This is a genomic window from Streptomyces sp. TAA486 (assembly GCF_000426165.1).
The window spans coordinates 29,678-54,575 of sequence record NZ_KE384503.1 but is presented as its reverse complement, the minus strand read 5'-3'; the positions used below and the strand labels follow the sequence as shown (position 1 = coordinate 54,575).

Annotated in this window: 20 protein-coding genes and 1 pseudogene; 4 read left to right on the top strand and 17 right to left on the bottom strand. The window is 70.1% G+C overall.

The genetic code is table 11. The features are described from left to right. Positions 1-9 precede the first annotated feature (9 nt). The 5 genes from I004_RS0128025 to I004_RS0128005 all read right to left on the bottom strand — a co-directional run bounded on the left by I004_RS0128025 (position 10) and on the right by I004_RS0128005 (position 6,842). Positions 10-2,691, bottom strand: a complete 2,682-nt coding sequence (locus I004_RS0128025) for a helix-turn-helix transcriptional regulator (protein WP_486580512.1) — start codon at positions 2,689-2,691, stop codon at positions 10-12. A gap of 30 nt (positions 2,692-2,721) precedes the next feature. Next, on the bottom strand, positions 2,722-4,593 hold the full coding sequence (locus I004_RS36600; protein WP_051345528.1) for a TIGR03767 family metallophosphoesterase: 1,872 nt from the start codon (positions 4,591-4,593) through the stop codon (positions 2,722-2,724). Positions 4,594-4,875: 282 nt separating this feature from the next. Continuing rightward, positions 4,876-5,568 carry a DUF4232 domain-containing protein gene (locus I004_RS0128015; RefSeq protein ID WP_028438194.1) on the bottom strand — a complete coding sequence of 231 codons (693 nt, stop codon included), beginning with the start codon at positions 5,566-5,568 and terminating at the stop codon, positions 4,876-4,878. A 210-nt stretch (positions 5,569-5,778) separates the two neighbouring features. Further along, the gene (locus I004_RS36595) at positions 5,779-6,249 is read right to left on the bottom strand and encodes a hypothetical protein (RefSeq protein WP_051345527.1); all 471 of its coding nucleotides are present in this window, start codon (positions 6,247-6,249) and stop codon (positions 5,779-5,781) included. A 53-nt stretch (positions 6,250-6,302) separates the two neighbouring features. After that, a complete protein-coding gene (locus I004_RS0128005; protein ID WP_028438193.1) occupies positions 6,303-6,842 on the bottom strand; it encodes a hypothetical protein in 540 nt (179 codons plus the stop codon). A gap of 195 nt (positions 6,843-7,037) precedes the next feature. On the opposite strand from I004_RS0128005, the gene I004_RS0128000 reads away from it, so the two are divergent. Next, positions 7,038-7,457: a hypothetical protein gene (locus I004_RS0128000; protein WP_028438192.1), complete on the top strand. Its 420-nt coding sequence runs from the start codon at positions 7,038-7,040 to the stop codon at positions 7,455-7,457. Positions 7,458-7,840: 383 nt separating this feature from the next. Beyond that, a complete protein-coding gene (locus tag I004_RS37790; protein ID WP_158677134.1) occupies positions 7,841-8,809 on the top strand; it encodes a helix-turn-helix domain-containing protein in 969 nt (322 codons plus the stop codon). 182 nt (positions 8,810-8,991) lie between these two features. Here the strand turns inward: I004_RS37790 and I004_RS0127990 are convergent, their stop codons facing one another. The 6 genes from I004_RS0127990 to I004_RS0127965 form a co-directional block, all read right to left on the bottom strand. Further along, positions 8,992-9,354, bottom strand: a complete 363-nt coding sequence (locus I004_RS0127990) for a DUF5335 family protein (protein WP_028438191.1) — start codon at positions 9,352-9,354, stop codon at positions 8,992-8,994. A 188-nt stretch (positions 9,355-9,542) separates the two neighbouring features. Continuing rightward, on the bottom strand, positions 9,543-10,298 hold the full coding sequence (locus tag I004_RS0127985) for a hypothetical protein (protein WP_028438190.1): 756 nt from the start codon (positions 10,296-10,298) through the stop codon (positions 9,543-9,545). Continuing rightward, a complete protein-coding gene (locus I004_RS0127980; RefSeq protein WP_158677133.1) occupies positions 10,295-11,122 on the bottom strand; it encodes a hypothetical protein in 828 nt (275 codons plus the stop codon). The genes I004_RS0127985 and I004_RS0127980 overlap by 4 nt, the downstream gene beginning before the upstream one ends. Positions 11,123-11,460: 338 nt before the next feature. Next, positions 11,461-12,330, bottom strand: a complete 870-nt coding sequence (locus I004_RS0127975) for an MBL fold metallo-hydrolase (RefSeq protein ID WP_028438188.1) — start codon at positions 12,328-12,330, stop codon at positions 11,461-11,463. Positions 12,331-12,514: 184 nt separating this feature from the next. After that, positions 12,515-13,918, bottom strand: coding sequence for an MFS transporter (locus I004_RS0127970; RefSeq protein ID WP_486580508.1), 1,404 nt, complete (start codon positions 13,916-13,918; stop codon positions 12,515-12,517). A gap of 277 nt (positions 13,919-14,195) precedes the next feature. Further along, positions 14,196-14,756, bottom strand: coding sequence for a snapalysin family zinc-dependent metalloprotease (locus I004_RS0127965; protein WP_028438186.1), 561 nt, complete (start codon positions 14,754-14,756; stop codon positions 14,196-14,198). Between the two features lie 175 nt (positions 14,757-14,931). On the opposite strand from I004_RS0127965, the gene I004_RS0127960 reads away from it, so the two are divergent. Beyond that, positions 14,932-15,408, top strand: coding sequence for a nucleoside deaminase (locus I004_RS0127960; protein ID WP_028438185.1), 477 nt, complete (start codon positions 14,932-14,934; stop codon positions 15,406-15,408). A gap of 236 nt (positions 15,409-15,644) precedes the next feature. Then, on the top strand, positions 15,645-16,265 hold the full coding sequence (locus tag I004_RS36580) for an LURP-one-related family protein (protein ID WP_078511878.1): 621 nt from the start codon (positions 15,645-15,647) through the stop codon (positions 16,263-16,265). Between the two features lie 205 nt (positions 16,266-16,470). On the opposite strand, the gene I004_RS0127950 is transcribed toward I004_RS36580, so the two are convergent. The 6 genes and pseudogenes from I004_RS0127950 to I004_RS0127925 all read right to left on the bottom strand — a co-directional run bounded on the left by I004_RS0127950 (position 16,471) and on the right by I004_RS0127925 (position 24,891). Then, positions 16,471-16,968, bottom strand: coding sequence for a GNAT family N-acetyltransferase (locus I004_RS0127950; RefSeq protein WP_028438184.1), 498 nt, complete (start codon positions 16,966-16,968; stop codon positions 16,471-16,473). A gap of 299 nt (positions 16,969-17,267) precedes the next feature. After that, positions 17,268-18,227: an ABC transporter permease gene (locus tag I004_RS0127945; protein WP_051345525.1), complete on the bottom strand. Its 960-nt coding sequence runs from the start codon at positions 18,225-18,227 to the stop codon at positions 17,268-17,270. Between the two features lie 395 nt (positions 18,228-18,622). Continuing rightward, positions 18,623-19,345: pseudogene (locus I004_RS39240) on the bottom strand (ABC transporter ATP-binding protein); the annotation flags it as partial. A gap of 134 nt (positions 19,346-19,479) precedes the next feature. After that, positions 19,480-19,866, bottom strand: coding sequence for a GntR family transcriptional regulator (locus I004_RS0127935; RefSeq protein WP_028438182.1), 387 nt, complete (start codon positions 19,864-19,866; stop codon positions 19,480-19,482). A 545-nt stretch (positions 19,867-20,411) separates the two neighbouring features. Further along, positions 20,412-22,013, bottom strand: a complete 1,602-nt coding sequence (locus I004_RS0127930; protein WP_028438181.1) for an ABC transporter substrate-binding protein — start codon at positions 22,011-22,013, stop codon at positions 20,412-20,414. Between the two features lie 817 nt (positions 22,014-22,830). Continuing rightward, positions 22,831-24,891: a phosphocholine-specific phospholipase C gene (locus I004_RS0127925; protein WP_028438180.1), complete on the bottom strand. Its 2,061-nt coding sequence runs from the start codon at positions 24,889-24,891 to the stop codon at positions 22,831-22,833. Positions 24,892-24,898: the final 7 nt, after the last annotated feature.

The following is a 24,898-nucleotide window of genomic DNA, read 5'->3' as shown; positions in this document are numbered from 1 at the left end:
GAAGGCCGCTCAGGGTCCGGCGGACCCGAAGTGCCCCAGGTGGGCGGCGAGTTCGCGGCGGGTGGCGATGCCGAGCTTGGCATAGGCCTTCTGCAGATGGTTGTCGACGGTACGCACGGACAGGGTCAGCGCCGCCGCTATCTCCTTGCTCGGTTCACCCGCGGCAGCCAGTGTCGCGATCTCACGTTCCCTGTCGGTCAGGGGAGTCGCGGCCCGCACCGTGTCGAGCAGGAAGGTCCTGGCCCCCTCGCAGTGCGCCTCCGTGATGGCGCCGGAGCGCACCGACGCGGCCGTCGCCTGACGCCTCTCACCACGGCGGCGCCAGATGCCGGCGGCAGCGGCGGCGGCCTCCGCGGCCGGAAGATGAGCACCCAGGGCCTCCAACTCATCAGTGACTTTGAGGAGTTGATCGGGGTCACCTGCCGAGAGCGACGCGGCCAGCCGGGCACGCACCGCCGCCAGTTCACCGTCGCACCGCTCAGCGATCCCGTCGAGGCGCGCCGCGACGGCGTCCGCACCGCCCAGGCGTGCGACATCGGTCAGCAGCAGCCCCTCGGACGCGAGATGGCCGGTGGCGCGCGCCGCGTCCGCCGCCTTCATCAGCACGCCTCGTGCCCTGCTGTAATGACCGCCCGCGGCCAGCAGCCAGGCCTCGCCGAGCTGTTCCTCCCCGACGGAGAAGTAGCCGGGGGCTCCTCCGGCCATGGAGTTCAGCTCGGTGAGCGCGTTCCCCGCCGCTTCGGTGTCCCCGAGGACGGCCGCGCAGGCGGCGAGCCCGCTCAGGGCGAAGCGCAGCACCTTGACCTGGTGTTCCCGGCGGGCGAGCGCGGCCAGTTCGGCGTACATGCGGCGGGCCGTCGCGGGATGACCGGCAAGCCACTGCGTTCGCGCGCTCAGCAGCGCCGGGAAGATCCTCAACAGAGGGCTGTGGATGGCGAGATCGACGCTCACGCTCTCGCAGAGCGCCGCGGCCTCCCCGAGCCGCCCGTCCTCCGCGAGTGCGAGGACCATGGTCCCCTGCTGTACGGCCGGGTGCGCGGGGCGTGCCTCCTCGTCCGTCAGAACATGTGCGGCGTACGCGCCTTCCGCCCAGTCCACGGCCTCCTTCACGCGGCCCACGAAGGCGAGCCCAAGGGTTCGAACCGCCGCCCCGCACAGCCACATCCGTCTGTCGATGGACAGGTCGGCGTGCGGGTCGAGCCGGTCCAGCAACTCCAGGCCCGCGACGGGCTGACCGCTGGCGAGTCTGAGGAACCCCTCGTTGACCAGGAGTGGTTCGCGGAGGAGTTCATGGGAGGCCGCATTACGCACGGCCTCGTTGACCTCGAGGATCTCGTCGAGAGGTGTGTTGCTCACCAGGAGGTTCGTCGTCCTGGTCACGGTGATCGCTATGCGTTCGGCCTCGTCGCTCGCGGACTCGGCCGCCTGCGCGAGAACGGCGTCGGCGAGGTCCCAGCTGCCCGTGATGAAGTACGCCTCGCCCAGCATGAGCCGGGTCGCGGTGTCGTGGTGCGACTCCGGCAGCGCGTTGAGGAAGGCGAGGGTCCGCGGGTGGTCGTGCGCGTAGTGGGCGAGTCGGGCGGCGCGCAGCAGGAGAGCGGGATCGGCCTTGCCGGTGGCGTCGAGCCGCCACGTGGCGATGCGGAGCGCGTCACCGCGTCTGCGTGCCCCGAACGCCTCGATCCTGTCGGCCTGTTCGAGCTGGATCGCCCTGTGCCGCAGGTTCGGAACAGCGGTACGCAGGACCTCCTCGTAGAGCGGGTGTGCCAGCGAGACGCGTGTGCGGCGCCCGTCCGTGCCGAAGCGTATGAGGCCCTTGCGTTCGAGCTCCGTCAGCACGTGCTGCGGTACGTCCGCCTCGAGAGCCGCCAGGGGCAGTGACCCGCAGCTGGCGAGGAGTTCGAGAGCGTCACGGCCGGGCCCGGCGACGGCGTCCACCTTCACGCGTATCAGTTCGGCCAGCCGCACCGTCGTCCAGTCGCCCGGGACGGCCTCCCAGACCTCGCCGTCGCTGGTGAGCGTGTCGTTCTCCAGCGCTCCCCGTACGAGTTCGCGCAGGAAGAGCACGTTCCCGCCGGAGGCCTCGTGCAGGTCGCGCACGGTGCTGCGGGCGACCGGCCCGTCCAGCGCCTCCTGGAGCAGCCCTTCGGTCCGCTGAAGGTCGAACGCGTCGAGCCCAACGTGGAGAATCGCCTCGCCCGAGGTCAGCGCCTGCACGGCCTCGGTGGCGTGCTCCCCCGTGCGGATCGTCGCGATGAGCGTGATCACGCCCGCGTCCATCAGTTGGCGCAGCAGCATCGCCGACGTCGCGTCGAGCAGATGGATGTCGTCGACGAACACCGCGTGCCGCTCCCGCGGATCACGGCCGCCCCGGATGGCCTCGGCCACCGCGGCGAAGCCTCTCACCGGGTCGGAGAGGTCAACCCCGGTCGGCAGAAGGTGCGCGATGGCACCGAGGGGCACGGCCGCGGCGGCGTTGCTCGCCACGGCCCGCCCGGTACGGAAACCGGCCCGCGCCGCCACCGCCAGGCACTCTTCGGCCAGGCGCGACTTGCCCACGCCGGCCCGGCCGAAGACGATGAGCCCGGAGAAGCGGTTGGCGGTCAGTGCCCCTGTGAGTCGGCCGAGCTCCTCGTCCCGTCCGTACAGGGGCCAGCCCGCCCCTGACGCCGGCATACGAGAGTCCTCCATGGCGCAACTCTACGCACGGAAACGCCCGCGTCAGCCGGTCTGCACAGGCTCTTCGCGAGCTCCGGAGCGGCGCGCGACAGAGCCCTTGCGCGGCGATTTCATTCCGGATACGGGGAACGGAGCAGGCAGGAGCAACTCGGCATTGCGGTCCTTCTCGCCGCCGCGGTGGCTCTCGTCGACCTGGATGTCGTTGACCGACAACTCCCGTGCCAGGGACGCCAGCGCACGCGGGTTGCTCAGGTCGCCGCCGTTGGACAGGGGTGCGTCGATGTCGAGCACGGTGGTGAAGACCGAGATCGACTCCTTGCCCGCACTGTCCTGACCTGCGGCGATCTCGATGACACGGCTCTGGACGGGCCAGTCGATGTGCGCGGCCGCCGAGACCTCCCAGAACCCGCCCGGCTTGGCGTGGCCCGCGGGCCGTGCGTGCGGCCTGATCTCGTTGCGGTGAGTGTGACCGTTCGCCATCAGGACGACGTTGGGGAAGCGCAGCAGCAGGGCTTCCACTTCCTCGCCCGAGCGGTAGTCGTTCTCGAGGTTCGTCATCGTGTGAATCGGGTGGTGACAGAAGACGACGATGAGCCTGTCCCGTACCCCCTGCTGCGTGACGGCTTTGCCCGAGGCGTCGAAGTAGGTGCTGCTGGACTCCTTCAGCCGCTCCTCGAGCCAGTTGAACTGGTCCTCGTCGATCCCGCCGTTCGCGTTGTGCGTGATGTTGTCGAGCCCGCCGGGGTTGGTCGAGTCCAGGGTTATGTACTGGATGACGTCGTTCTCGCCGGCCGGTATCGCGTAGTAGGCCTTCTCGCTCCCGGCCTCGAATCCGTGGCCCTGCGGCAGGCCGCTCGTGCGGTGATGCTCCTCGACGAACTCCCCGGGGCTCAGCAGGCGCCTGGCCGGATCGGCCGTGACGTCCTCGGACTCGACGCCGTCGAAGACGGCCTTGATCACGTCGAAGAGGTCCACGTCCTCCAACTTGCCCGGGAGTTCGGGGCCTTCGGTCCACTTGGAGCCGTTGACGGTGTGGTACTTGAGCGAGTGGAAGAACGGCAGGTCGGTGTCGATGGGCAGGTTGCCCTGCGCCATCACGTCGTGGTTCCCGTAGACGGCGTACCAGGGCATCCCCAGGCCGCCGCCGGTGAAGGGCTTGCGCGCGGCGCCCAGCAGGCCCTGGATCTGGGGGAATCCGCGGCTGCCGTAGCGGTTCGCGGGGTCCGCCGGGTCCTCGGGCCGCCAGTAGTGATCGTTGCGGCCGAAGGTCCCGTTCGCGACGCTCTCGTCCTTGCTGGGTGAACCGGAGTTCGCCTGGACGGACTTCCCTCCGTCGAGCAGGTCGATGTACCAACGGGTCTCGTTCAGCTGGGCGTTGTCGACGGCGTCACCCGTCACCACCGTGAAGGAGAGGGGGAGTCCCGTTCTCGGGCCCTCGCCGAGCTGTCTGAGCGAACGGCACATGGCGTCGACGAGGTGCAGCGACAGGAACTCGTGCGCGCGGTAGCCGGCCGAGAAGGGATAGCCCGAGTCCGGGTCGTCGTTGTAGCGGTCGAGGAACTCCACCCGGGACGGCGACTGGTCGTCGACGATGTGCAGATCGCTCAGGTGCCCGAACGCCACGAGCGGCTTCAGCTTCTCCGCCCGTACGGACGTGATGTCCGTGCGCAGCAGATGCTTCTCGCCCCCGCCTTCGACGAGCTTCCTGAAGCCCTTCCCGTCCGGCGGCCCGGGCAGAACCGTGCTGTTGAGCGTGGTGCCGGCTCCCTTCCTGGGCAGTGGGGTGCCCGAGGAGAACAGCTCCGATACGGCAAGCGCGGCACGGCCCCCGCCGCCCGCGTCGATGGCTGCCGCAGCCACACCCGCTGCGGCGAAGGTCAGCATCTTGCGACGTGAAACCGGCACCTGGCCCATCCCCATTCCTCGCTCGAACCGGCGCCCGCGACAGTGGGGGGGCCGCGGGGGACGGTCATTGGAAGAAGCGCCCCCCGCCGGTCACGCGAGGGGCCCGTCGTACGGGGTCCGTGCGACAGCCAGGATTCTTGAACGGAACGGGGAGATACGCATGAGTAATCACTACTCCCCTGCGAAGGCCCGGTAGCCGGGAAAGGCATGCGGACGGTGGACGGCGGCCGGTCCGGGCGATTGTGGAACCGGATCCCCCGGCGCCGGCGCTGCCGTTGTCACACCTCGTGCTCACTCCTGGAACGGCCCCACGGTGGTCTTCGGACCGCAGACGATCATCCCGTCCTCGACCGGGTCGGCGTTCCCGGCCTCGTTGGCGCGGATCTCCGCCTGCCAGGTCGCGTCCTGGTTGGAGACCTCCGCCGAGGCGGCCGGGTCGCCGCAGGAGACGCCGTCCTGGGAGCCGCCTTCGCTCACCGGGCCGCTCTCGTAGGTCAGATCGGCACTGACGACGCCGCCGTTGGCCGGGACGGCGACGAGGGGCGCCTCCTTGGTCTCGTCGGTACGGGGATCGTCGTTGAGGACGACGCCGCCGGAGGACTTCAGCACCAGGTTCGGCGCACCGTAGACGGAGCACTCCTTGCCGCTGTTGTTGATCAGCTGTATCGCACCCTTGCCCGAGCCGACGGACGTTCTGATGGTGATCGAGGAGTTCTTCGAGGTGCAGGCCTTCGGGTCCGGCTTGTGGTTGCCGATGCCGCCGTCCCCGGCCTCCCCGCCTGCCGAACCCCCTTCACCGGAGCCCTGGTTGTCCTTGCCGGTGCTCCCGGCTCCGTCCGGGGACCCCTTGCCGGGGCTGGCCGTGGAGCTGGTGGACGTGGCGGGGGCGCCGGACTTGTCCTCGGGCCCGCAGCCGGTGATCACCAGACAGCAGGCGGCCAGGACTGTCGTACTTACGGCGTGGAGCCGGAGACGGTTGCGCATGGTTTTCCTCAGCACTTGATCGGTCATTGGTACGCGGCGGCGCGGCCGTCATGGATCGCAGCCGTGCCTCCGCAGTGCCCGAGCCCAACACGTGCCGAGGAGGTATTCGTGAGTAAGTGCTACTCATGCGTAACTCCGCTCCGGGATCTCCCCGAAGCGGAGTGAACGTCACCAGATGTGCAGGTCACGGCGGTACGAGCCGCTCCGGATCTATCGGGCGGCGGTGTGTGATGCCCCGTCCGTGGTCCCGTCCGTGCTCCCGTCCGTGCTTGCGTTCCCGGCCGCGTCCAGGCGGAGGAATCCCGTGAAGAGCGGAGTGATGCTCACGGGGAAGGGGCCCGCGGCTCCCGGCGCGAGCGCGGCCCGCACGTCCTCGTCCGGGTCTCCGTAGAGGTCCAGCCGTTCGACGGAGCAGTGCTCCATCACCCCGGCGATATAGGGGTCGGACAGCTTCCAGTGGGTCCGGATCGCCTCGGAGTCCCCGTACAACTGGAAACTGTGGGCCCGCATTTCGGACTCCTCGACGAACACCCTGACCATGAGCTGCGGCCCGTGTTCCTCGACGAAGGCGACCGCACGCCGGATGGCCTCCCTGAAACCCTCCAGATGCCCCTCGGTGATCTTCATCGTGTTGTGCATGAGGACGGCCCCGCTCGGGGGCACTTCGGTTGTGGTCTCCATGGCGCGAGTCTTCAACTTGAACCTTCGTTGAAGTCAATGACCTGGGACAGGGCCTAGTGGATCAGGGAGTTCGCGAAGATGATGACGAGTCCGATCGCGAGGTCCACGCCGCCGGAACGGAACGACGCCGGCCATCCGCGCCCCGCGATGCGGGCGGCCCAGGTGCCCCACGCGAAGAGGGCGACGGCGTTGAACCACAGCGCCGCCTCCACTGCCTCGGCCTCGCCCCACCACCCCGCGACGGCGAAGCAGATCAGCACGACCGTGGGCAGCACGGCGGCGACCAGCGGCCACTCGGCAAGCACCGTCCCCACAGCACTCGTCGTGGTGGTCCGGCGTTCGGCGGCGCGGTGGGCGACCGCGTGCGCATAGCCGTGGGCGGCCGCCGTCGCCACAGCGGTGAGCAGCACCCACAGCAGATCCGCCACCGGATCGGGGTTCTCCCCCGGATTCTCCACCGCCGCGACGAGCGCGCTGGCCAGTACGAGTCCGTACGTGACCCCGAACAACGCGTGTTCGTGCGGCCGGTGCCGCCGGATCCACGTGAGTGCCGCGTCGGCGGAGGACGGGGCGGGCCTGTCGTGGTCGGGCATCAGATCGCCTCGGTGCGGGAGGAGTTCCAGGTCCCGACATGCTCGCCTGCCGCCCGCCCGGTGCCGCTCCACGACGCGTCCCCGCCGGCCTCTTCCGTCGTACGGGGCGCCCGTACGTGGCGGCCGTGCTTAGGGTGGGCGCCCGGATCCTGCGCAACTGGAAGGAGCCTGCGCGGCGGGAACGGGGAGGCGGTCATGGAGGAGTTCCGGCGTCACCACTACACGTGTCCGCAGGCCCGGCCCGACGGCACGCTCCGGCTGGACGTGTTCCACGACTACGGGGCCTTCCCGGTGTGGGGGAGGTTCACCGCGCCGTCCGTCCGTGACCGTCCCCGGCGTGAGCTGCACGGCATGCTGAACCCCGTGCACCTGGGGATCTCCACGGGACTGGCCGCGGATCTGCTCGCGTGGTCGACGTGGATCGATGCCCACAGCGAGTGGTCCGGCCGCCACCCGGCGACGGACGCGGACCGCGAGGCCCATCAGGAGCGTGGCCGCGTGCTCGCGGACCGCCTCGCGGTGGAGACCGGGGCGGAAGTCCTCTTCTGCTGGCACTGGGCGGACGGCGATCCGGACTGCCCGCACTGCGGGGAGCGCGCGCGCACGTACCGGTGACCAGCGGGCGGGGGTGCCGGAGGATCCGTGGGGGATCGCAGGCGACCGGACCGGGTGAGCCGGAAGCCCGCCCCGACCGGCGCGGCGGCCCCGCCACGCCCGCTCCGCGGCCGTGGAGCTGTCCGTCCCGCCGACGGCGCCCGGCACCGCCCGTCCCTGGCACCGCCCCCGGCGCCTGTTCCGGCGCCGATCGACCGGGCCGAACAGCCTGTGTCCACGGACCTCCGTCTGTGAGCGCATGCCCACTGAGCAGGCATTACGGAACTGGAAGCGGTGGCCGCTCCTCGCCCTTCCGCTGTCGGTCCGTGCCCGGCGCGGTGAGGAGTACCGTCGAATGAGAAGGCCTGAAACAGGTGCAGCCCGTGCTGAGCGGGGAGGCGACCATGTCGGTGGATATCGAGCGGCTGCCGGTCGAGCAGTCCGAGTTCCGTACGACGGATCCCGGAGCGGCGGAAGTTCTGAGCGCCGAGATGTACGGCGCCTTCCATCCGCAGTACGGGCAGACCGATGAATTCACGTTCGACGGCCGGCGTACGACCGCCGGACAGATGAGCCTGGACCATCTCACGCACTCGGCCATGAGCATCGAATGCGCTCCTATCAACTACCTGATGTTCGTCTTCGTCCGGGGAGGCACCCTCACCTTCGCCGGTGGTGACACGGAGACCAGGCTCCGCATGGGGGACACCGCGGTCTGTCCCATCGGCGCTCCCCTGACGATCAGCTGGGACCGGCTCAACAAGGAAGTCATCTCGGTGCCCCTCCAGGCCGCCGAGGAGGCGGCAGCCGAGTACGGCGCGCAAGGTGGATTCGGCTTCGTCGGAACGACACCGGTCTCCCCGGCGATGGACAGGTTCTGGCGCTCCACGGTCGGCTTCGTCGCCAGTCAGCTGGAGTCCCCCGACAGCCCTCTGTCCGAGCCGCTGGTCTACTCACGGACCCTCAATCTGCTCGGCACGGCGGCGGTGAAGACGTTCCCGAACAGCACGATGACGGCCGACTACCAGCCAGGTCCCGGCAAGATAGCGCCTGCGGTGCTGCGCCGGGCGGTCGCGTTCATCGAGATGAACGCCGACCGGCCCCTCACGCTGACCGACATCGCCGCGGCCGTGTCCGTGTCCCCGCGCTCGTTGCAGCACGGCTTCGTCCGCCAGTACGGAACGAGTCCGCTGGGGTATCTGCGTCGCGTCCGCCTCGAACGCGCGCGTCGTGACCTCCAGTTCGCCGATCCCACCTCCGGCGCGAAGGTCGACTCCGTCGCCGCCCGCTGGGGCTTCCCCAACCCCGCGAAGTTCTCGGCCGCCTACCAGGACGTCTTCGGTCAGCTGCCCAGCCACACCCTGCGCACCTGACCACCGGGCACCTGACCACCGGCGGCCGGACAGCCTGACGTCTCGTGGCCCGAAGCCGCCGACCGGACGCGAAACGCCCCTCCGACCGGAGGGGCGTTCTTTTCGGCTCACGCGCAGACGCCGCGCCGCCACAGGGGACGCCCCGGACCGGCCTGAGGGGCGGTGAGCCGGCCGGGGCGAGTTCAGGCTCGCTTCCCGGATTCCGCCGGGTAGAAGGTGATCAAGGTGATGCTCCCGTCCGGATCGACGAGCCGGACCGCGGGCTCCGGGATGTCCCGCGTCGCGACCTCGACCCCCTTGGGGTGCGGCACCATGTGCCGCAGGACGACCGGGTACCGCGGCGGAACCCCGCCGACGGCGACGATCACCGCGTCGTCCCTCGGGTCGTATCCGAGTGAGGAGAACGGCAGGCGCTCTGCCACGTACTGGTGCCCCACCGACGGGTCCAGCACCTCGATGGTGACCAGTTCTCCCTTGTGCTCGGCGTTGAGGTCATCGAGTGCGGTCCGCCAGTCCTTGCGGTGGAGCGTTTCGCTGGAAGCCATGGCGGTCCTCCCGACGAGCTGATTCCGGTTGACTGGATCGCTCCCAACGGTGCCCGTCGCCGCCGCCCCGGGCCATGGCCCAGCAGGTCGAACGGCCCGGGCGGCGCCTGCCCCGGTGGGCCCAGGCCCCGGGACCGACCGGTCCGGGGTGGCCGTCCGCCCGGCGGGGAGACCGGACTGCGTCGCCGCTATGTCAGCAGGCCGACGAGCCTGTCGCGCACGCCGTCCCTGCCGTCCGCCCTGTCCGGTACCAGGGTCTCCCGGTCGCGAGGGTCCCGGGAGAGGACATGGAGCCGTCCGTCGTTGCGGGCGAGGATCAGATCGGTGCTGTCGGACGCGACCTCGGCCGATCCCTGCGCGGTGTAGTGGGTGATGGTGACCAGCGCGGAACGCTCCGACGCGGCGAGCACGGCATCGGTGTCCATGGGCTGGTCGGGGTCGGCCAGGTGGCCCCGTGGCAGCCAGTCGGTGAGCACGCGGAGCGCTTCCTCGAGCTTGTACAGGCCGATCTGGTGGACGCCGAGCGCGTCGATACGGACCATCAGGCAGATCTGCTCGGGCTGGGGGAGCAGCAGGATCCGCCACGGCTCCCCCGGGCCCGTGCCCGTCGTACGGGCGTCGAGCACCATCCGGGCCCGCCGCTGGAACGCCACGGTGATGCCCAGGTCTCCTCTGACCTGGACCTGCTCGCCGTCGGATCCCGCCACGAGCAACTGGCGTGCTGCGAGCGACCGGACGGCCTCGGCGAGCACCTCGTCCGACGGACGGGCCTCGAGAAAGTCGACGATCGCGTCAACGGCCGTGAGCTCCGCGATCGTGTACGCACCGAGCAGTACCGGCCCGGTGTCCACCAGGTGCAGCACGGCCGAGACCAGTCCCTCGGGGACCGACGCATCGCCGATCTCCGGCTCCGGTGAAGACCCGTCGCGTTCCGCGTCGCTCATGCTGCCCCTCTCTCCGGTCCGTCCCGTCTCTCCGGCCGCTCCAGCCAGGCACGGGCCGTTCTGGGCGGTGGGGGTTCCTCCCGCAGAACGTCGGCGGCGCTGCGCGACGGCGTCTCGGTGACCCACACCTCGGAACTGCCGAACAGGCCCCTTCCGGCCCTGCCGGACAGCGATTGCCCCAGCTCGCCGGAGAGGTCCTCCCGGTCGGGCGGGGGGAATCGGGACGCAAGGTCCTGGGAAACGGCGGTCACATCGTCATCCGTCTCGATCCGGCGCAGTGCCCGGGTCAGGGACCGCGCGACCGGAGGCGTGAGGGACGTGGGCACTGCCAGGACCGGCGACAGGTACATCGGGTACCGCTCCGTCATCCGCGACAGGCCCCAGGGCCCCACATTGCTGCGGGTGACCCGGTACACCACGTAGTCCGCGAGGTGCCGGAGGTCGTTCAGGCTGGGCAGCTTGCTCTTGCCGAACGCGGCCGGAGTCTTCTCCAGCTGCACCCAGGTGCCCTGCGCCGTGCGGCCGTGCAGCTTCTCCCGTACGACCTGTCCGCGCATCCCGATGTCGGGATAGCGCTCCTTGTCGATGTCCCGGTGGTGGCTGGAGAGCCGCGCCCGGCTGCCCTTGGCGGACCGCCAGTCCTCGTACAGCCGCGGATCGTCCACCAGCACATGGCCGCCGCACAGCACGTCGTGCAGTTGCGGCACCTGAAGCCCGTTCCGCTCCAGATCGGCGAGGATCGACGCCTCCTCCGGGCTGAGGCGGCCGACGGCCGTCACCAGCCCCTTCCGGTACGCCCCTGCCCGAGCGGTGATCTCGATCATGAGCCGAACCCTGCGGCGCTGTTCCTCGGTCTGCGGGGCCCGGCCGGCCTCGGAAGCCGCCTTGCCGGACTGCCCGGTGCTCGAGGAAGACGCCGATGTGTGCTTGCGCTTCACCCGGCCAGTACAGCACCGGCAGCCGCGACGCGCGCGGGCTCGGATCGCCGTCCGGCAACCCCCTGGCCTGGCATTTTCACTTCGGGGTGCCGCGCCGGGCCCTCGGGTTCACCGGCGGCGCGCTGGTGCGGACGGGCGACGCCCTGCTCCCGGACGGCCCGGACGACGGCAGGCTCTTCGCCGCCGGCGGCCGTGTTTCGACACAGCAGGACGGGCCCGCGCCGTCACCACCTGACGGCAGTGAAGTCGACGGGTCGGGGCCGCAGCCGCCCTGTCCGTTCCGCGAGGGCCTGCAGCCGCCGGGACATCTCACCCGCGGCGAGATGGCGCCGGTCGCCGTGTCCGGGGAGGACCCACTCGAAGCGCACCTGTCCGGCCGCTCTGGTCAGCGACGCGGCCAGCTCCTCGATGGAGAACCAGGTCACGCTCTCCGCCACCTCCAGATCGCCGGTCGAGCGCGACCAGTAGAAGCTGTCTCCGCTGAAGCAGTACCGGTCGTCCGCGAGGTAGAGCACGCTGCCCTCGGTGTGCCCGGGCAGCGGAAGGGCGGTGACTCCCTCACCGATCTCCACGCGCTCGCGGCCACGGATCACACGATCCGCGTCCGGTGCCGCGTCGAGGTCACCCTCGTGGATCCACAGCCTGGCTCCGAAGTGGTCGGCGTAGCGGCGGCCGTGCGCGGCGTGGTCGCGGTGGGTGAGCAGCACATCGGTGACACGGCCCGACGTCGCGTAACGCCCGGCCAGTTCGGGGCTCCAGCGCGGGGTGTCGACCATCATCACCGCACCCGACGCCCGCACGAGCAGATACGAGTTGGCCCCCGCGGTTCGCCCGGAGTTGTGCCCGCAGATCAGCACCTTGTCATCGAGAGCCATGGGGAACGGGTCGAGCGCATCGTCGGGCCGACCGGACAGGGGGCGGATTGAGCGCGTGGGGCAGGCGAACGCGGCGGCGTGCAACCGCCGCAACTCCCCCTCGTCGCGCGGCGGGCGCAGGATCTCGGACTTCCCGGCTCGCTCACCGATGAGTCCGGGCGCGAGCTGACGGGCGGCGTCGCAGTTGGTGCAGCGGTCGTCCACGTACCAGCCGTCCATGACAGGTCCCCTTCCCTGCGGATGACGCCAGGGTCCACGGGCGTCCGTTCAGGGATAGCCCGCGCGCGGACGGAACCGGAAGGCCCTGACGATCTTGTATTCCGGGCCCGGATCCCATCTCTCTGCCGCCGGGCGATCCCCTCTGGCGGCTGAGGCGCAGCCTGTCTCCGTCCGTCGGGCGGCCTCAAGAACCCTTCGTCCTTTCGGGCTTCGCGGGCACGCACAGCCATGCGAGGCCCGCGGCGATCAGGTAGGCGAGGGCGCCGATGGCCATGCTGGTGCGCAGCCCGCTGCCCGCAGCGGCGGCCGTGGCGAGGAGGCTGCCGCCGAGCGCCACGCCGGTGGCGCTGCCGATCTGGCGGGTGGTGTTGAACAGGCCGGAGGCGGCACCCGAGTACTCCGGCGGTGCGGCACCCATCACCGATGCGGTCGAGCCGGTGAGCGCGAACGACGTGCCGAACCCGGCGGCCATCATCGGAGCCACCAGCAGCGGGTACGCGGGATCGGTTCCCGCGGCGGCCCACCCGGCGAGCCCCAGGCCGGCGAGGAGCATGCCGGAGACCACCAGTGGGCGGTCGCCGGTCCGCCGGCTGAGACGCCCGGACAGTACGGACGCGAACATGGTCATCGCCACCGCCGGGAACAGGGCCGCCCCGGCGCCGAGGGCGCTGTAGCCGCGCTCGTGCTGGAACTCCAGGCTCGCGGTGAAGATCATGCCGTAGAAGGCGAAGTTGAACAGCAGGCCGATCACCGCTCCGCCGCTCATCGCACGCGAACGCAGCAGTCCGAGGGGGAGCGTGGGAGCCCGGGCCAGGCGCTCGCGCACCGCGAACGACGCTGCGGCCAGCACGGACAGGCCGGCACCGGCGAGGACGGCGGGATGGGACCAGCCCTGCCGTCCGGCCTCGTTGAGCGCCGCCGTCAGCAGCGCCACAGCCGCCACGACCGCGACCTGCGCCGGCCAGTCCAGTGCCCGGCTCGCACGGCGCGGCGAGCGCACCACGTTCCGCAGCGTCAGGAACAGGCAGGCCACGCCGACGGGCAGGTTGATGAGGAACACCCACCGCCAGCCCACCGTGGTGACCAGCAGTCCGCCCAGCAGCGGCCCGGCAGAAGCCGCGAGGCCCGCCATCGAACCCCACAGCCCGAAGGCCCGCGAGCGTTCGGCCCCCGCCGGGTAGGCCTGCTGGAGCAGCGCCAGGGAGCCGGGCACGATCAGCGCCGCGCCGAGCCCCTCCACCAGCCGGGCCACGATCAGGAAGGGTGCGCTCGGCGAGAGCGCGCACGCGCCCGAGGACACCGTGAACACCGCCACGCCGCAGCAGAAGATCCAGCGGTTGCCCAGCCGGTCGCCGAGCGCCCCACCGGTCAGCAGGAACCCGGCGAAGACCAGGGTGTATCCGTCGGTGATCCACTGGATACCGGTCAGTGAGGCGGACAGTTCCCTGCCGATCACCGGGACGGCCACGTTGATGACCGTCACGTCCAGGATCACCATGAAGTACCCGGCGCACACCGCGAGCAGCGGCGCCGACGACCGCCGCCCGGGCTCCGGGGCCGGCACGGGAGATCCCACGGGCTCACTCACGGCCGTCACTCATGACCGGCCGTCCACGGCGGGCCGGCTCCACGAAGGTCACGTCCCGACTCCGTCCCGTCCGTGGAGACCTCACACGAAGGGAACATTACGGGGCGCAAGCCCCGCGTCGGGGAAGGCAGTTCGGTTCACGTCGAGGCTTCGACGCAGGAGAAGCCCCGACGGGCCCGCCTGGGGCATGCCGGAGGGCGGCGGGACGACGCGAGGCAGCGGTGAACCGCCGGACGAGCACGGTCCACCGCGGCCTCGGTCAGCTGCTGCTCGGCCGTCAGTCCTGGAAGACCAGGGTGCCCCGACGGTCGGCCGCGCCGGCGGCGCCGTTGCCGAAGTTGTCCTCGACCTCGGCCTTCTCCGCCGCGTCGGGGTTGGGGTTGGTGCACGAGACCCCGGCGCTGGACCCGGACATCAGGCTGGAGCACGGACCCGGCTTCATGTCCGGCAGACCGAGGATGTGCCCGAGTTCGTGCGATGCGATGCGGGTGGTGTCGTAACCCTGCTGCACTGCCTCACGGCCGAAGTAGACGGTGCCGTTGCCGAGGCTGGTGGTGACGGCGCGCGGCCAGCCGTCGTCGGCGATGATGCGCACATTGGCCTGCTCGCCGCTCCCGGCCTTCTCGAGACGGACGGACGTGACGCTCTCGTTCCACACCTGCACGCCGGCGTCCACCGCGTCGGCGAACTCGGCGGACCCGCTGGAGTCGTAGGTGAGGACCCTCGGTGCGGCGGCGCGGGGCGAGTCCGCCGGGGCGGCCACCGCCTGGCCGCCCAGCAGGGCAACAACCGTCAGCGTCCCGGCGAGGATCGCTCTGACGACATTTCGGACCAACACATCAGCCTCCTGGTGGGGGACAGAACTCAGATGTTGGCGTGAACATGCCCCCATATGGCGCGGCGGATTCCTGCGGAACACAAAGCGGCTGATTATCGAGCAGGCCCCAATTCGCGTGCGCCGAGGGGACCGAGGACCTAGCATCCGCGGACGATCGCACCCTGGGGGCAGCACGATGGATGACGTCGATCTGCGGCACCTGCGCCGCTGTGTGGAACTGGCGACCGAGGCCCTGGAGGCCGGCGACGAGCCGTTCGGCTCCGTACTCGCCGCCGCTGACGGAACGGCCCTCGCCGAGGACCGCAACCGCGTGGCCCTCGGCGACCGGACCCGCCACCCGGAGTTCGAGCTGGCACGCTGGGCCGCCGCGCACATGACTCCCGGCGAGCGGGCGGCGGCGACCGTCTTCACCTCGGGCGAGCATTGCCCGATGTGCGCCGCCGCGCACGGCTGGGTCGGGCTGGGGCGCATCGTCTATGTGAGTTCCTCCGAGCAACTCGCGGGCTGGCTCGCGGAATTGGGGGTACCCGCGCCTCCCGTGCGGACCCTCCCGATCCAGGAGGTCGTCCCGGGAGCCGTGGTGGAGGGTCCGGTCCCGGGCCTGGCCGACCAGGTCCGCGACCTGCACCGCCGCCTCCACGGCACATCCTGAGAACGGCACGGGAGCCCGGCCCGGTTCGGCGGGGTCATGGGGGGCGCAAGCAGGGCCGAGCGCCCCAACACCCGCCGGTGCACAGGGAGTTGCCGCACGGGGCAGTTGCCACGTGCCGCTCTTGTCGGCCGGACCGCTCTCCTCCTCCGGCGGCGCCGGCCGCTCTCGATGTGCCACGCGTCACAAGTAGCGCTTACTCAGGGATCCCGGGCGCAACCGGGCCTAGGTTCCTGGTCATGACAACGCAGCACACAGCGCCGAGCGGCCACACTCTCTTCGACTCACCGGTCGTCGTGGTGAATCAGAAGGGCAAGCTGGTCGAACTCACCAATGAATACCGGGTGTTCGACGGGGAGGGCCGGGTTCTGGGATCCGTCGTTCAGGCGGGCCAGAGCAAGGCGAAGAAGGTGGTCCGGTTCCTCACCGACGCCGACCAGTTCCTCACGCACCGCCTCGAGGTACGGGACGCCCACGGAGCCCTGCAGCTCGTCCTCACCCGGCCGCGGAAGATCGTGAAGTCCCGCATGATCGTCGAGCGTCCCGACGGAGCACAGGTCGGCGAGATCGTGCAGCAGAACGTCTTCGGGAAGATCAACTTCTCGATGGAGGCGGGCGGTCAGCAGATCGGCACTCTGAAGGCCGAGAACTGGCGCGCCTGGAACTTCTCCATCACGGACAGGAGCGGCACCGAGGTAGCCCGCATCACCAAGAAGTGGGCCGGACTGGCCAAGGCGGCGTTCACCACCGCGGACAACTACGTCCTCGAGGTCCACCGTCAGTCCGAGGAGCCTCTGCGCAGCCTGATCGTCGCGACCGCGCTCGCCGTCGACACGGCACTCAAGCAGGACTCCAACTGACCGGTCCGAGACACCTGGACACCTGACCGGCGGCTTCCGAAGTCCCTGTCCAGCGACGGACGTTCGGTGCCGGGGACCGTACGTACGTCAGCACTCGGGGGTGCAAGCCGTGCGGAATGCTCGATTCGGGGAGTCCGCGGGCGGCGTCCCGGTGAGGGGCGCGGCGAGGGGACCGGGTGGGTGGCCTGCACCACGCTTGCCCTGGTCAGCAGGACCGCTCGTACTCGACCTGACCGAGCGGGTTGCCGTCGCCGAAGTCGAAGGTCCGCGCCGCGCCCGTTTCGGCGAAGCCGCACTTGGCGTAGAAGCGGCGCGACTGCGGGGTGTCGCGCAGCGTCCACAGGTGTGCACGGTCGAATCCGTCATCCCGCATGCCGCGCAGCGTCTCGGTCATCAGTGCCGCTGCGACGCCGCGGCCCCAGCCGTCGGGGTGGTTGAAGAAGGTGCCGATCTCCGCGAAGCCCGGCCGGGCCGGGGACGGGAGGAAGACGGACAGGGCAAGGGGGCGTCCGTCGAGTTCGGCGAGAAGGATCGTGCCGGTCCCCTGTGCGATCCGCTCGTGCCATCGCGTACGTCTGCTCCGAACAGCGCGTGCCGCGAACTCCGGCTCGAAGAAGGGGGCGTAGGCCATCTCCCAGGCGGCGGAGTGGATCTCGCCGAGCACGTCCCCGTCGTCCGGGCCGGCGCAACGGAACTCGATCACCCGATCACCCTTTCCGTGCCCTTCGCACCGTCCCGGCCTCACGCGGCCTCTTGGCCGGGCCGCCGCATCGCCCGCGGCCCGCAAGTGCCGTCGCGGGTGAGGCAAACGGTAGCGGGACTGGTCGGGGCTCACGTTCGTCCGCCGCAAGGAGAACCGGGGCCCGTCCTGACCGCACCCGGGTCCGCACCCCGGTCCGCACTCCGGCAGGCCGTCACATGAACCGGCAGGCCGTCACGTGAAGTGGCGCGGCCATGCGGGCCGTTGACGGCGGAGCCCGGGCCCCGGTGGGTGATCGACCCTCACGGCAGTCGGCCCCGCAGCACCCAGAACGCGACGGCGGCCGCGAGCGCCGCCATGCCGAGGACGAGTCCGGCCTCGACGTACTGGATGGGCCAGAAGTGCGAGGCGGGATGGATCTGCATGATCTCGCGCGTGGCGCCGGAGGCATCCGACGACGGGACGTTCGGGAAGCGGCCCGGCGAGCCCGGCACCTCGTACAGGAACTCCTGCGCGTCGTCCGGCATTCGGCCCTTCCACTCCCAGCGGACCTTCGGCCACAGCTCGGAGCGGAAGACGTCGCCGAGCAGCCGCACGAGCAGAGTGACCCCGAAGGCCGCGCCCAGAGCCGGCAGTGCTCGGCCCGTCAGCAACGCGATGAGCGCACCGACGGCCAGTCCGAACATCGAGTAGGCGAGGACGGTCGGCCCCATGGCGTTGAAGGCGTCGGACGCGTACCAGGGGTCGAGCAGACTCTTCTCGCCCGAGAGCCACACCAGGCGGAAGGCGACTGCCGTCGCTGTCGTGCCGATGGCGATCAGCAGTGCCGCGACGCCGAGCTTGACGCCGAGCCAGCGGAGCGGGCTGATCGACTGCGTCCAGACGAGGTCGACGGTGCCCGTCTCGACGTCGCGCCCGATGAGCACACCGCCGGCGTAGGCCGCGACGGCGAACGGCACGCCCGCGATCAAGAAGGCCGCCAGATCGACGAGGCTCGTGTAGTCCCAGCCCGGGAGGACGGCGGACGCCTCGGAGCACATGCCCTGGGGTACCGGCCCCGCGCAGGCCTTCCGCGCTTCGTGGACCTCCACGCCCGCGAAGTGGAGCCAGGTGAGCCCGGCGACGCCGAGGACCACGAACCCGCTCCACATCCACAGCGCGACACGGTGCACGCGCAGCACCGCCCAGACCGCTCCGCGGGGCCTGAGGCGGACGACCGGCTCCGGTGATGCCTCGATCAGCGTGGCGTTCGGTGTGCTCATGCGGCGGCCTCCTGACGGGCTTCGGACGCGGCGCCGGCGGGCATCGCGTCGGCGAGCAGCAGGTCCGGCACGTCCGGGTTGCGGAGATAGGCGAGGAGCAACTCCTCCAGCGTGGGCTCCTCCACGGCCCAGCCGGCCGGCTCCTGCGAGTCGCGCGGCTCGGAGCCGGATGCGGAGCCGGATGCGGGGCCGGACGCGGCGTCGGACGCGGCGTCGGACTCGCCGCGGCGCTCGGAGCCCGACTCGGAGTCGGACCCCGCGTCGGACTCGGCGTCCGGCTCTGCGCCGGGCCCGGGCTCCCGGTCGGGAGCGTCGTGCGGCCCACCGGCATCCGTATCGGCCGCGGCGGCAAGTTCGCCGTCCGTACGGACCGGTGCCGTACGGGCCGGTGTCGTACGGACCAGTGCCGTACGACCGCGTCCCGCCTCGTACTCCTCGACGACCTCGTGTGGGCCGAAGTCCTCGCCCAGCCCCGTCAGCACCCGGTGGGCGTCGAGGATGCCGTCGTAGTCGCCGCCCAGCCGTATCCGGCCGGAGCCGAGCAGCAGCAGGTAGTCGCAGGCGCCTTCCAGCTCGGCGACGACGTGCGAGGACATCACGATGGTGGTGCCGCGCTCGGCCGCGTCGGCCATCAGGGCGCCGGTCAGTTCGTGCCGTGCGAGCGGGTCGATGTCGGCCATCGGCTCGTCCAGCAGCAGCAGTTCGGGACTCTTGCCGAACGCGAGGGCGAGCGAGACCCGGGTGCGCAGACCGCCCGAGAGTGTCCGGATCTTCGCCCGGGGGATGATCCCGTCCCCTCCGTACGCGATGCGCTCGGCGGCCTCCTGGTCCCAGCGGCCGGGGTTGAGTTCGGCGCCGAGCTGCAGCGTCGCCTCGACGGTCAACTGCGGGTAGAGCGGCTTGTGCTGGGCGACGTACGCGATGCGCTCACGCGCCGCTGCCGGGGTCGTGCCCAGCAGCCGTACGGTCCCCTCGGTCGGCCGCATCAGCCCGGCCGCTATCGCGAGCAGGGTGGACTTGCCCGCCCCGTTCGGCCCGACGAGCCCGCAGATGCGCCCCGCGGGCAGCCGGAAGGTGCAGTCGCGCAGCACGTGTTGGCGGCTGCGCGCGTAGCCCATGCCCAGGCCGAACGCTTCGAGCGCGGCTGTGGTCCCCTCGCCGCTCCCGGCTTCCCCGATGGCCTGTCCGGCGGTCCGTCCGGCGGTCTGCCCGGCCTCGCTGTTCCCGTTGTCTTCGGCGTCTTCGGCCTCAGTCATCGATCCCCCTCGGGAAACTCCTGGTCCAATGCGGAATTGAACAACGCCGTGACGACGTCGCGGTCAAGTCCCGCCTCACGTGCGCGTTTCAGCCAGTCGGCCAGCTCTGTGCCGAGAGGCGAGCCGGCGGACGCGCCGTCCAGTGATCTCCGTACGAACGTGCCGAGGCCGCGGCGCGCCTCCACGAGCCCCTCGCGTTCGAGCTCGCGGTACGCCTTGAGCACGGTGTTCGGATTGACGGCGGTCGCCTCGACGACCTCGCGGGCGGTGGGCAGCCGGTCGCCCGGTTCCAGCAGACCGAGCCGGAGTGCCTGCCTGGTCTGCTGGACGATCTGGAGGTACGTGGCCACTCCGCTGCGCCGGTCGATCCGGAACGTGAGCACGCACCGCCACCACCCTTTCACTAATCAAGTAGTGAAAGGGTGGTGGGAGACGCCTCTGCTGTCAACCTTCCGTGGCTGCCAGTCAGTTGGGGAACGGTCGGAAGGGCCCGGACGGCACGTCGGGCCGACGAAGGCCCAGGTCCATTGCCTGGGCCTTCGTCGTGGCCAAGGCGGCCTCTCCACGGAGAGTCCCCGGGAGGGCCCCGTTGCGCGGCGGCCTCGGTGCACCGTCAGGCTGCCGCAGCGGAGGACTCCGAACTCCTGAACCGTCGCGAGGTGTGAACGCGGCGCCCGGATCGGTGGCCGCGTGCGACGCATCCGTTCATTGCGTTCCTGTGTCCTGGTCAGGGGTGTTGGGTTCTGAACTGCACAGGCCGGTCTGCGGTGAGGATGCGGCGCGTGACCAGCGCACGAGGCTCGGGAACGCCGGAACAGTCGGGGCGGCAAAAGAAGCCCCGGGGCCGGCACGGAGTCTCGTCCTGTGCCGGCCCCGGGGGCCGTCGATCCGTCCCGGCCGACGTCGCGGGCCGGGTGCGCCGCACGTGTCAGCTGCTCACCCCGCGGTCGAGCTCCCAAAGCTGAAGCAGCGACGAGGAGTTGAGTGCCCACTCCACGCCTGTGATGTCGTCGTGGGCCGCGACGTACTGCTTGCCCTGCCACAGCGGCAGCACCGGGACGTCGCCGGCAACGATGTTCTGGGCGCGCGCGAAGCTCTTCGTGGCGTCCGCGCGGTTGGGCTCACGCCGGGTCCGCGGTATCAGTTCGTCCCGGATCTCCTTGTTGGCGTAAGGGGAGTTCAGGACGTTGTTCTTCTGGAGGAAGGGTGCGATGAAGTTGTCCGCGTCCGGGAAGTCCGGGAGCCAGCCGAACCCGTAGACCTGGTACTTCCCCTCGAACGCCGCGGAGCTGTAGGAATTCGGGGCCTCGGGCTTGACGGTTGCGTCGAAGATCCCGCTCTCGTTCAGCTGCTTCTCGAGCACCGCGAACTCGTTGGCGGACGAGCTGCCCCGGCCGGTCCGCGGGTAGTGAAGGGAGATCTTCACCGGGGTCTTCACCTTGGACTTGCGCAGGGTGCGCTTCGCGGCCTTCACGTCGGGTTCCCCGTACTCGTTGAAGAAGGAGTTCGTGTGCCCCAACAGGCCGCCGGGGACGATGGAGTACAGCGGCTCCGCGGTACGCGAGTAGACGTCACCGACCAGCTGCTTGCGGTCGACGACCTGGGCGAAGGCCTGCCGCACCGCACGCCGTCCCACCGTCTTGTCCTCCGTGTCGAAGACGAGGTAGCGCACACCCTGTCCCGGCTGCTCGACGAGCCTGATGTGATCGTCCCGGTCCGCCTCCAGCCGCTGGACGTACCGGGAGGTGATACCGCGGTTCATCACGTCGATGTCGCCGGCGTCCATCGCCTTCTGAAGGGAGGCCGCGGTGGTGAAGAAGCGCAGCTCGACCTTGTCGCTCTTCGCCTCGGAACCGCCCTGGTAGTCCTCGTTCCCGCTCAGGACAAGCTTGCGGGCCTTGGGGTCGAAGTCGTCGATGGCGTACGGGCCCGAGCCGGTTCCCTTGAAGCCCTTGACGAGGCGGTCGGCGGGATACGTCCGGCTGTCGACGATCGAGGCGGCAGGCGTGGCGAGCTTGTACGGGAAGGTGGCGTCAGGCTTCTTCAGCTGGAAGACGACCTTGCTGTCGCCTCGCGCCTCGACCTTGCCGACGTTGCTCAGCAGTGAGGCCGGACCGGCCTTGTGGTTGATGCGGAGCAGGCGCTTGATGGAGAACTCGACGTCCCCGGCCTTGAGTTCGTTGCCGTTGGAGAAGGTCAGCCCGTCCCGCAGAGTGCAGCTGTACTGATCGTTGCGTTTTTCGGTGAAGCCGCACTTCTTGGCCGCGTCCGTCACAGGTTCCGTGCCCGAGCGGGGCGGCCGCAGCAGCGTCTGGAACGTGTTGCGCATGATGTTCCAGGAGCTGATGTCGTAGGAGGCGGCCGGGTCGAAGGGCGCGGGAGCGTCCTTGGTGACCGCGACTCTCGCCGTCGTACCCACCACGATGGTCTTTCCCTGGTCTTCTTTTCCGTCCACCGCGGCGCTGCACGCGACGAGGGCGGAGACAAGCAGCCCGGCCAGGGCGGGTGACGTAAGAGTCCTGCGGTTCATGGGTCGGCGCCCTCCTTTGTCCGGCCAGAGGTTGTCGCACAGGCGAATGGCGCGGGGAGACGCTAATACTTCCGCAGTCACAATCTGATGCAGGGCAGCAGGGAATGGCTACCCCCCGACCCGATAAGGGATCGACCGGTTCGCAATACGGACGCGGGAACGTATCGCACGTCAGTGAACCAATGTGGGCACAATGGTTCGTGGGATGCCCGTTTGGCTCGACTTCAACCACATGGGCGGGGAACTTGTCGATGGCTCGCTCAGTGACAAACGTCACGGTGCCAACTCCCGTACCGTGCAGGCGAGTTCGCTTCTTCAACGGGCATCGGCGAGCAACAGGAAACATGCGCGACGTGCGACCCTCGGACAAGCTTTGTTCGCGATTTCCGGATCGTTGCGTCATTGTCCAGAAACAGCAGGCCCTGCAGGACCATGCGAAAGCACAAGCCATGAGCGGCGCGACGTGGCGCATTCTGATCCGTGGCTCAATCCGAATCGCGCGAGATGTGTCCCCGACCGAACCTCGGATTCCCCCTCACCGCTCAGGGGTGATCAATTGATTCGGATGCCCATGTCATGTGATGTGAGCCAAAATATGCACAGTGCGCATTTGTGCGAACTGTCTCTCCCGTCGCGGACCGAGGAGTAGCGTCGAAAGAAGAGCGCTGTCGGCATTCCGCCGTTCGGTGAACGGCCGTGGAAGCGTCGGACGCCCGAGGAACCGGTACCGGTGGAGCAGACGGAGGACCAACCTGGCGTTCGGACGCGGGCTGGGGTCCGGCTGCGGCCCGGCGACACGGTGATGTACCCCGCCGGCTCACGCCGTCATCGTCGCCGGGTCGCTGACGCCGGGGGCGCCCGTCTCCACATGGCCCGCGAGGCGGCGCCGCCACGACTCGTCCGTCTCGGAGGACACGGACAGGTCGTACCAGCGCTTGCTCGCCCGCAGGCTCACCCGGTGCACCGTGCGGCCGCCGGCGCGCACGGCGAAGGTCTCCTTCGATCCGCTGTACGCGTTCGTCAGCGTGAGGTGGCAGTCGGCGTCACCCCGGTTCGTCATGGTCAGTTCGACGTCGCCGCTCGCCGGGAGATGGCGGCCGGTCACCTCGGGCCCCCGGGTGCCGCCGGGGCCCTTGAAGACGCGCAGAAATCCGTTCGGCCCGTGGACCGAGAGGTCGTAAGTGCCCCCCGAGTGGGCCGTGTTCCACGTGTCGGAGAGCTCCTTGCCGGCTTCCGCGGTGTAGGTCCAGGGGCCGTCCGCACGGTTTGCCGACGTGACCAGGAAGCAGGCACCCGCCGCATCGCCGCCGCTGAAGGTGAGCGTGAACGTGCCCTCCTCGGACGCGGCCGCCCCGTCGACGCGCGGGGCGTACGGCAGCGGGCGCGTGGGCCGCGAACCCGCCTCCTGCTTGGGCAGGGACGGGTTGGCGGGCGGCTTCGGTATGTAGCTCTCGTGCCGCTCCTTGTCCGGAGGCTCGTACGCGTCGGTGTCCGGGAGCGAGGCGGGGCCGGTGTCCTTGAGGGCGAAGTCGAACGCCGACGTGAGATCGCCGCAGATCGCGCGCCGCCAGGGCGAGATGTTCGGCTCCCGTACGCCGAAGCGGCGCTCCATGAAGCGGAGGATGGAGGTGTGGTCGAGAAGCTCCGAGCAGACGTAACCCCCCGTGCTCCAGGGGGAGATGACGAGCATGGGCACGCGCTGACCGAGTCCGTACGGGCCTGGGGCGTAGCCGCTGACGCCGCCCGTGTAGCGGTCGGGAGCGGTGTCGACGGTGCTGGCTCCCTGAGCGGCGGAGGCCGGGGGGAACGGCGGGACGACGTGGTCGAAGTAGCCGTCGTTCTCGTCGTAGGTGATGAAGAGCGCCGTACGGCTCCACACGTCCGGGTCGGACGTGAGGGCGTCCAGGACCTGGGAGATGTACCAGGCGCCGTAGTTCGCGGGGAAGTTGGGGTGCTCAGAGAAGGCCTCGGGCGCGGCTATCCAGGAGATCCGCGGAAGTCTGCCGGCCTGCACGTCGGCCTTGAGGACGTCGAAGTAGCCGTCGCCCTTCTTGGCGTCGGTGCCGGTGCGGGCCTTGTCGTAGAGGGGGTTGCCAGGCTGGGCGCTGCGGTAACTGTTGAACCAGAGCAGCGAGTTGTCGCCGTAGTTGCCCCGGTAGGCGTCGTCGATCCAGCCCCAGGAGCCCTCTTCGTCCAGGCCGTCGCCGATGTCCTGGTAGATCTTCCACGAGATCCCGGCCTTCTCCAGGCGCTCGGGATACGTCGTCCAGCCGTACCCGGCCTCCTCGTTGCCGAGTACGGGGCCGCCGCCCTTGCCGTCGTTGCCCGTGTAACCCGTCCACATGTAGAAGCGGTTCGGGTCGGTGGCTCCGATCATCGAGCAGTGGTAGGCGTCGCAGATGGTGAAGTTGTCGGCGAGCGCGTAGTGGAACGGGATGTCCTGGCGCGTCAGATACGCCATCGTCCCGGTGCCCTTCGCGGGGATCCACTGGTCGTACTTGCCCTCGTGCCAGGCCTGTTGGCCGCCCGGCCAGTCATGGTTGAGGCCCTCGATGAACTGCATGCCGAGGTTCTCGGCGTCCGGGTGATAGGGCAGTACGTCCTTGGTGCCGTCCGACTGGTGCCAGACCGTCTTGCTTCCGCCGGGTGACGCAGGGCGAGGGTCGCCGAACCCGCGTACTCCCCTGAGGGCACCGAAGTAGTGGTCGAAGGACCGGTTCTCCTGCATCAGCACAACGATGTGCTCGACGTCCTGGATGGTGCCCGAACGGCGCGCCGCGGGGATCGCGGCGGCGCGCTCGATGCTGCTCGACAGGGCGGTGAAGCCCGCTGTCGCGCCTGCGATCTGGAGGAAGCGGCGTCGATCGAGTCCTGGCATGAGTCTG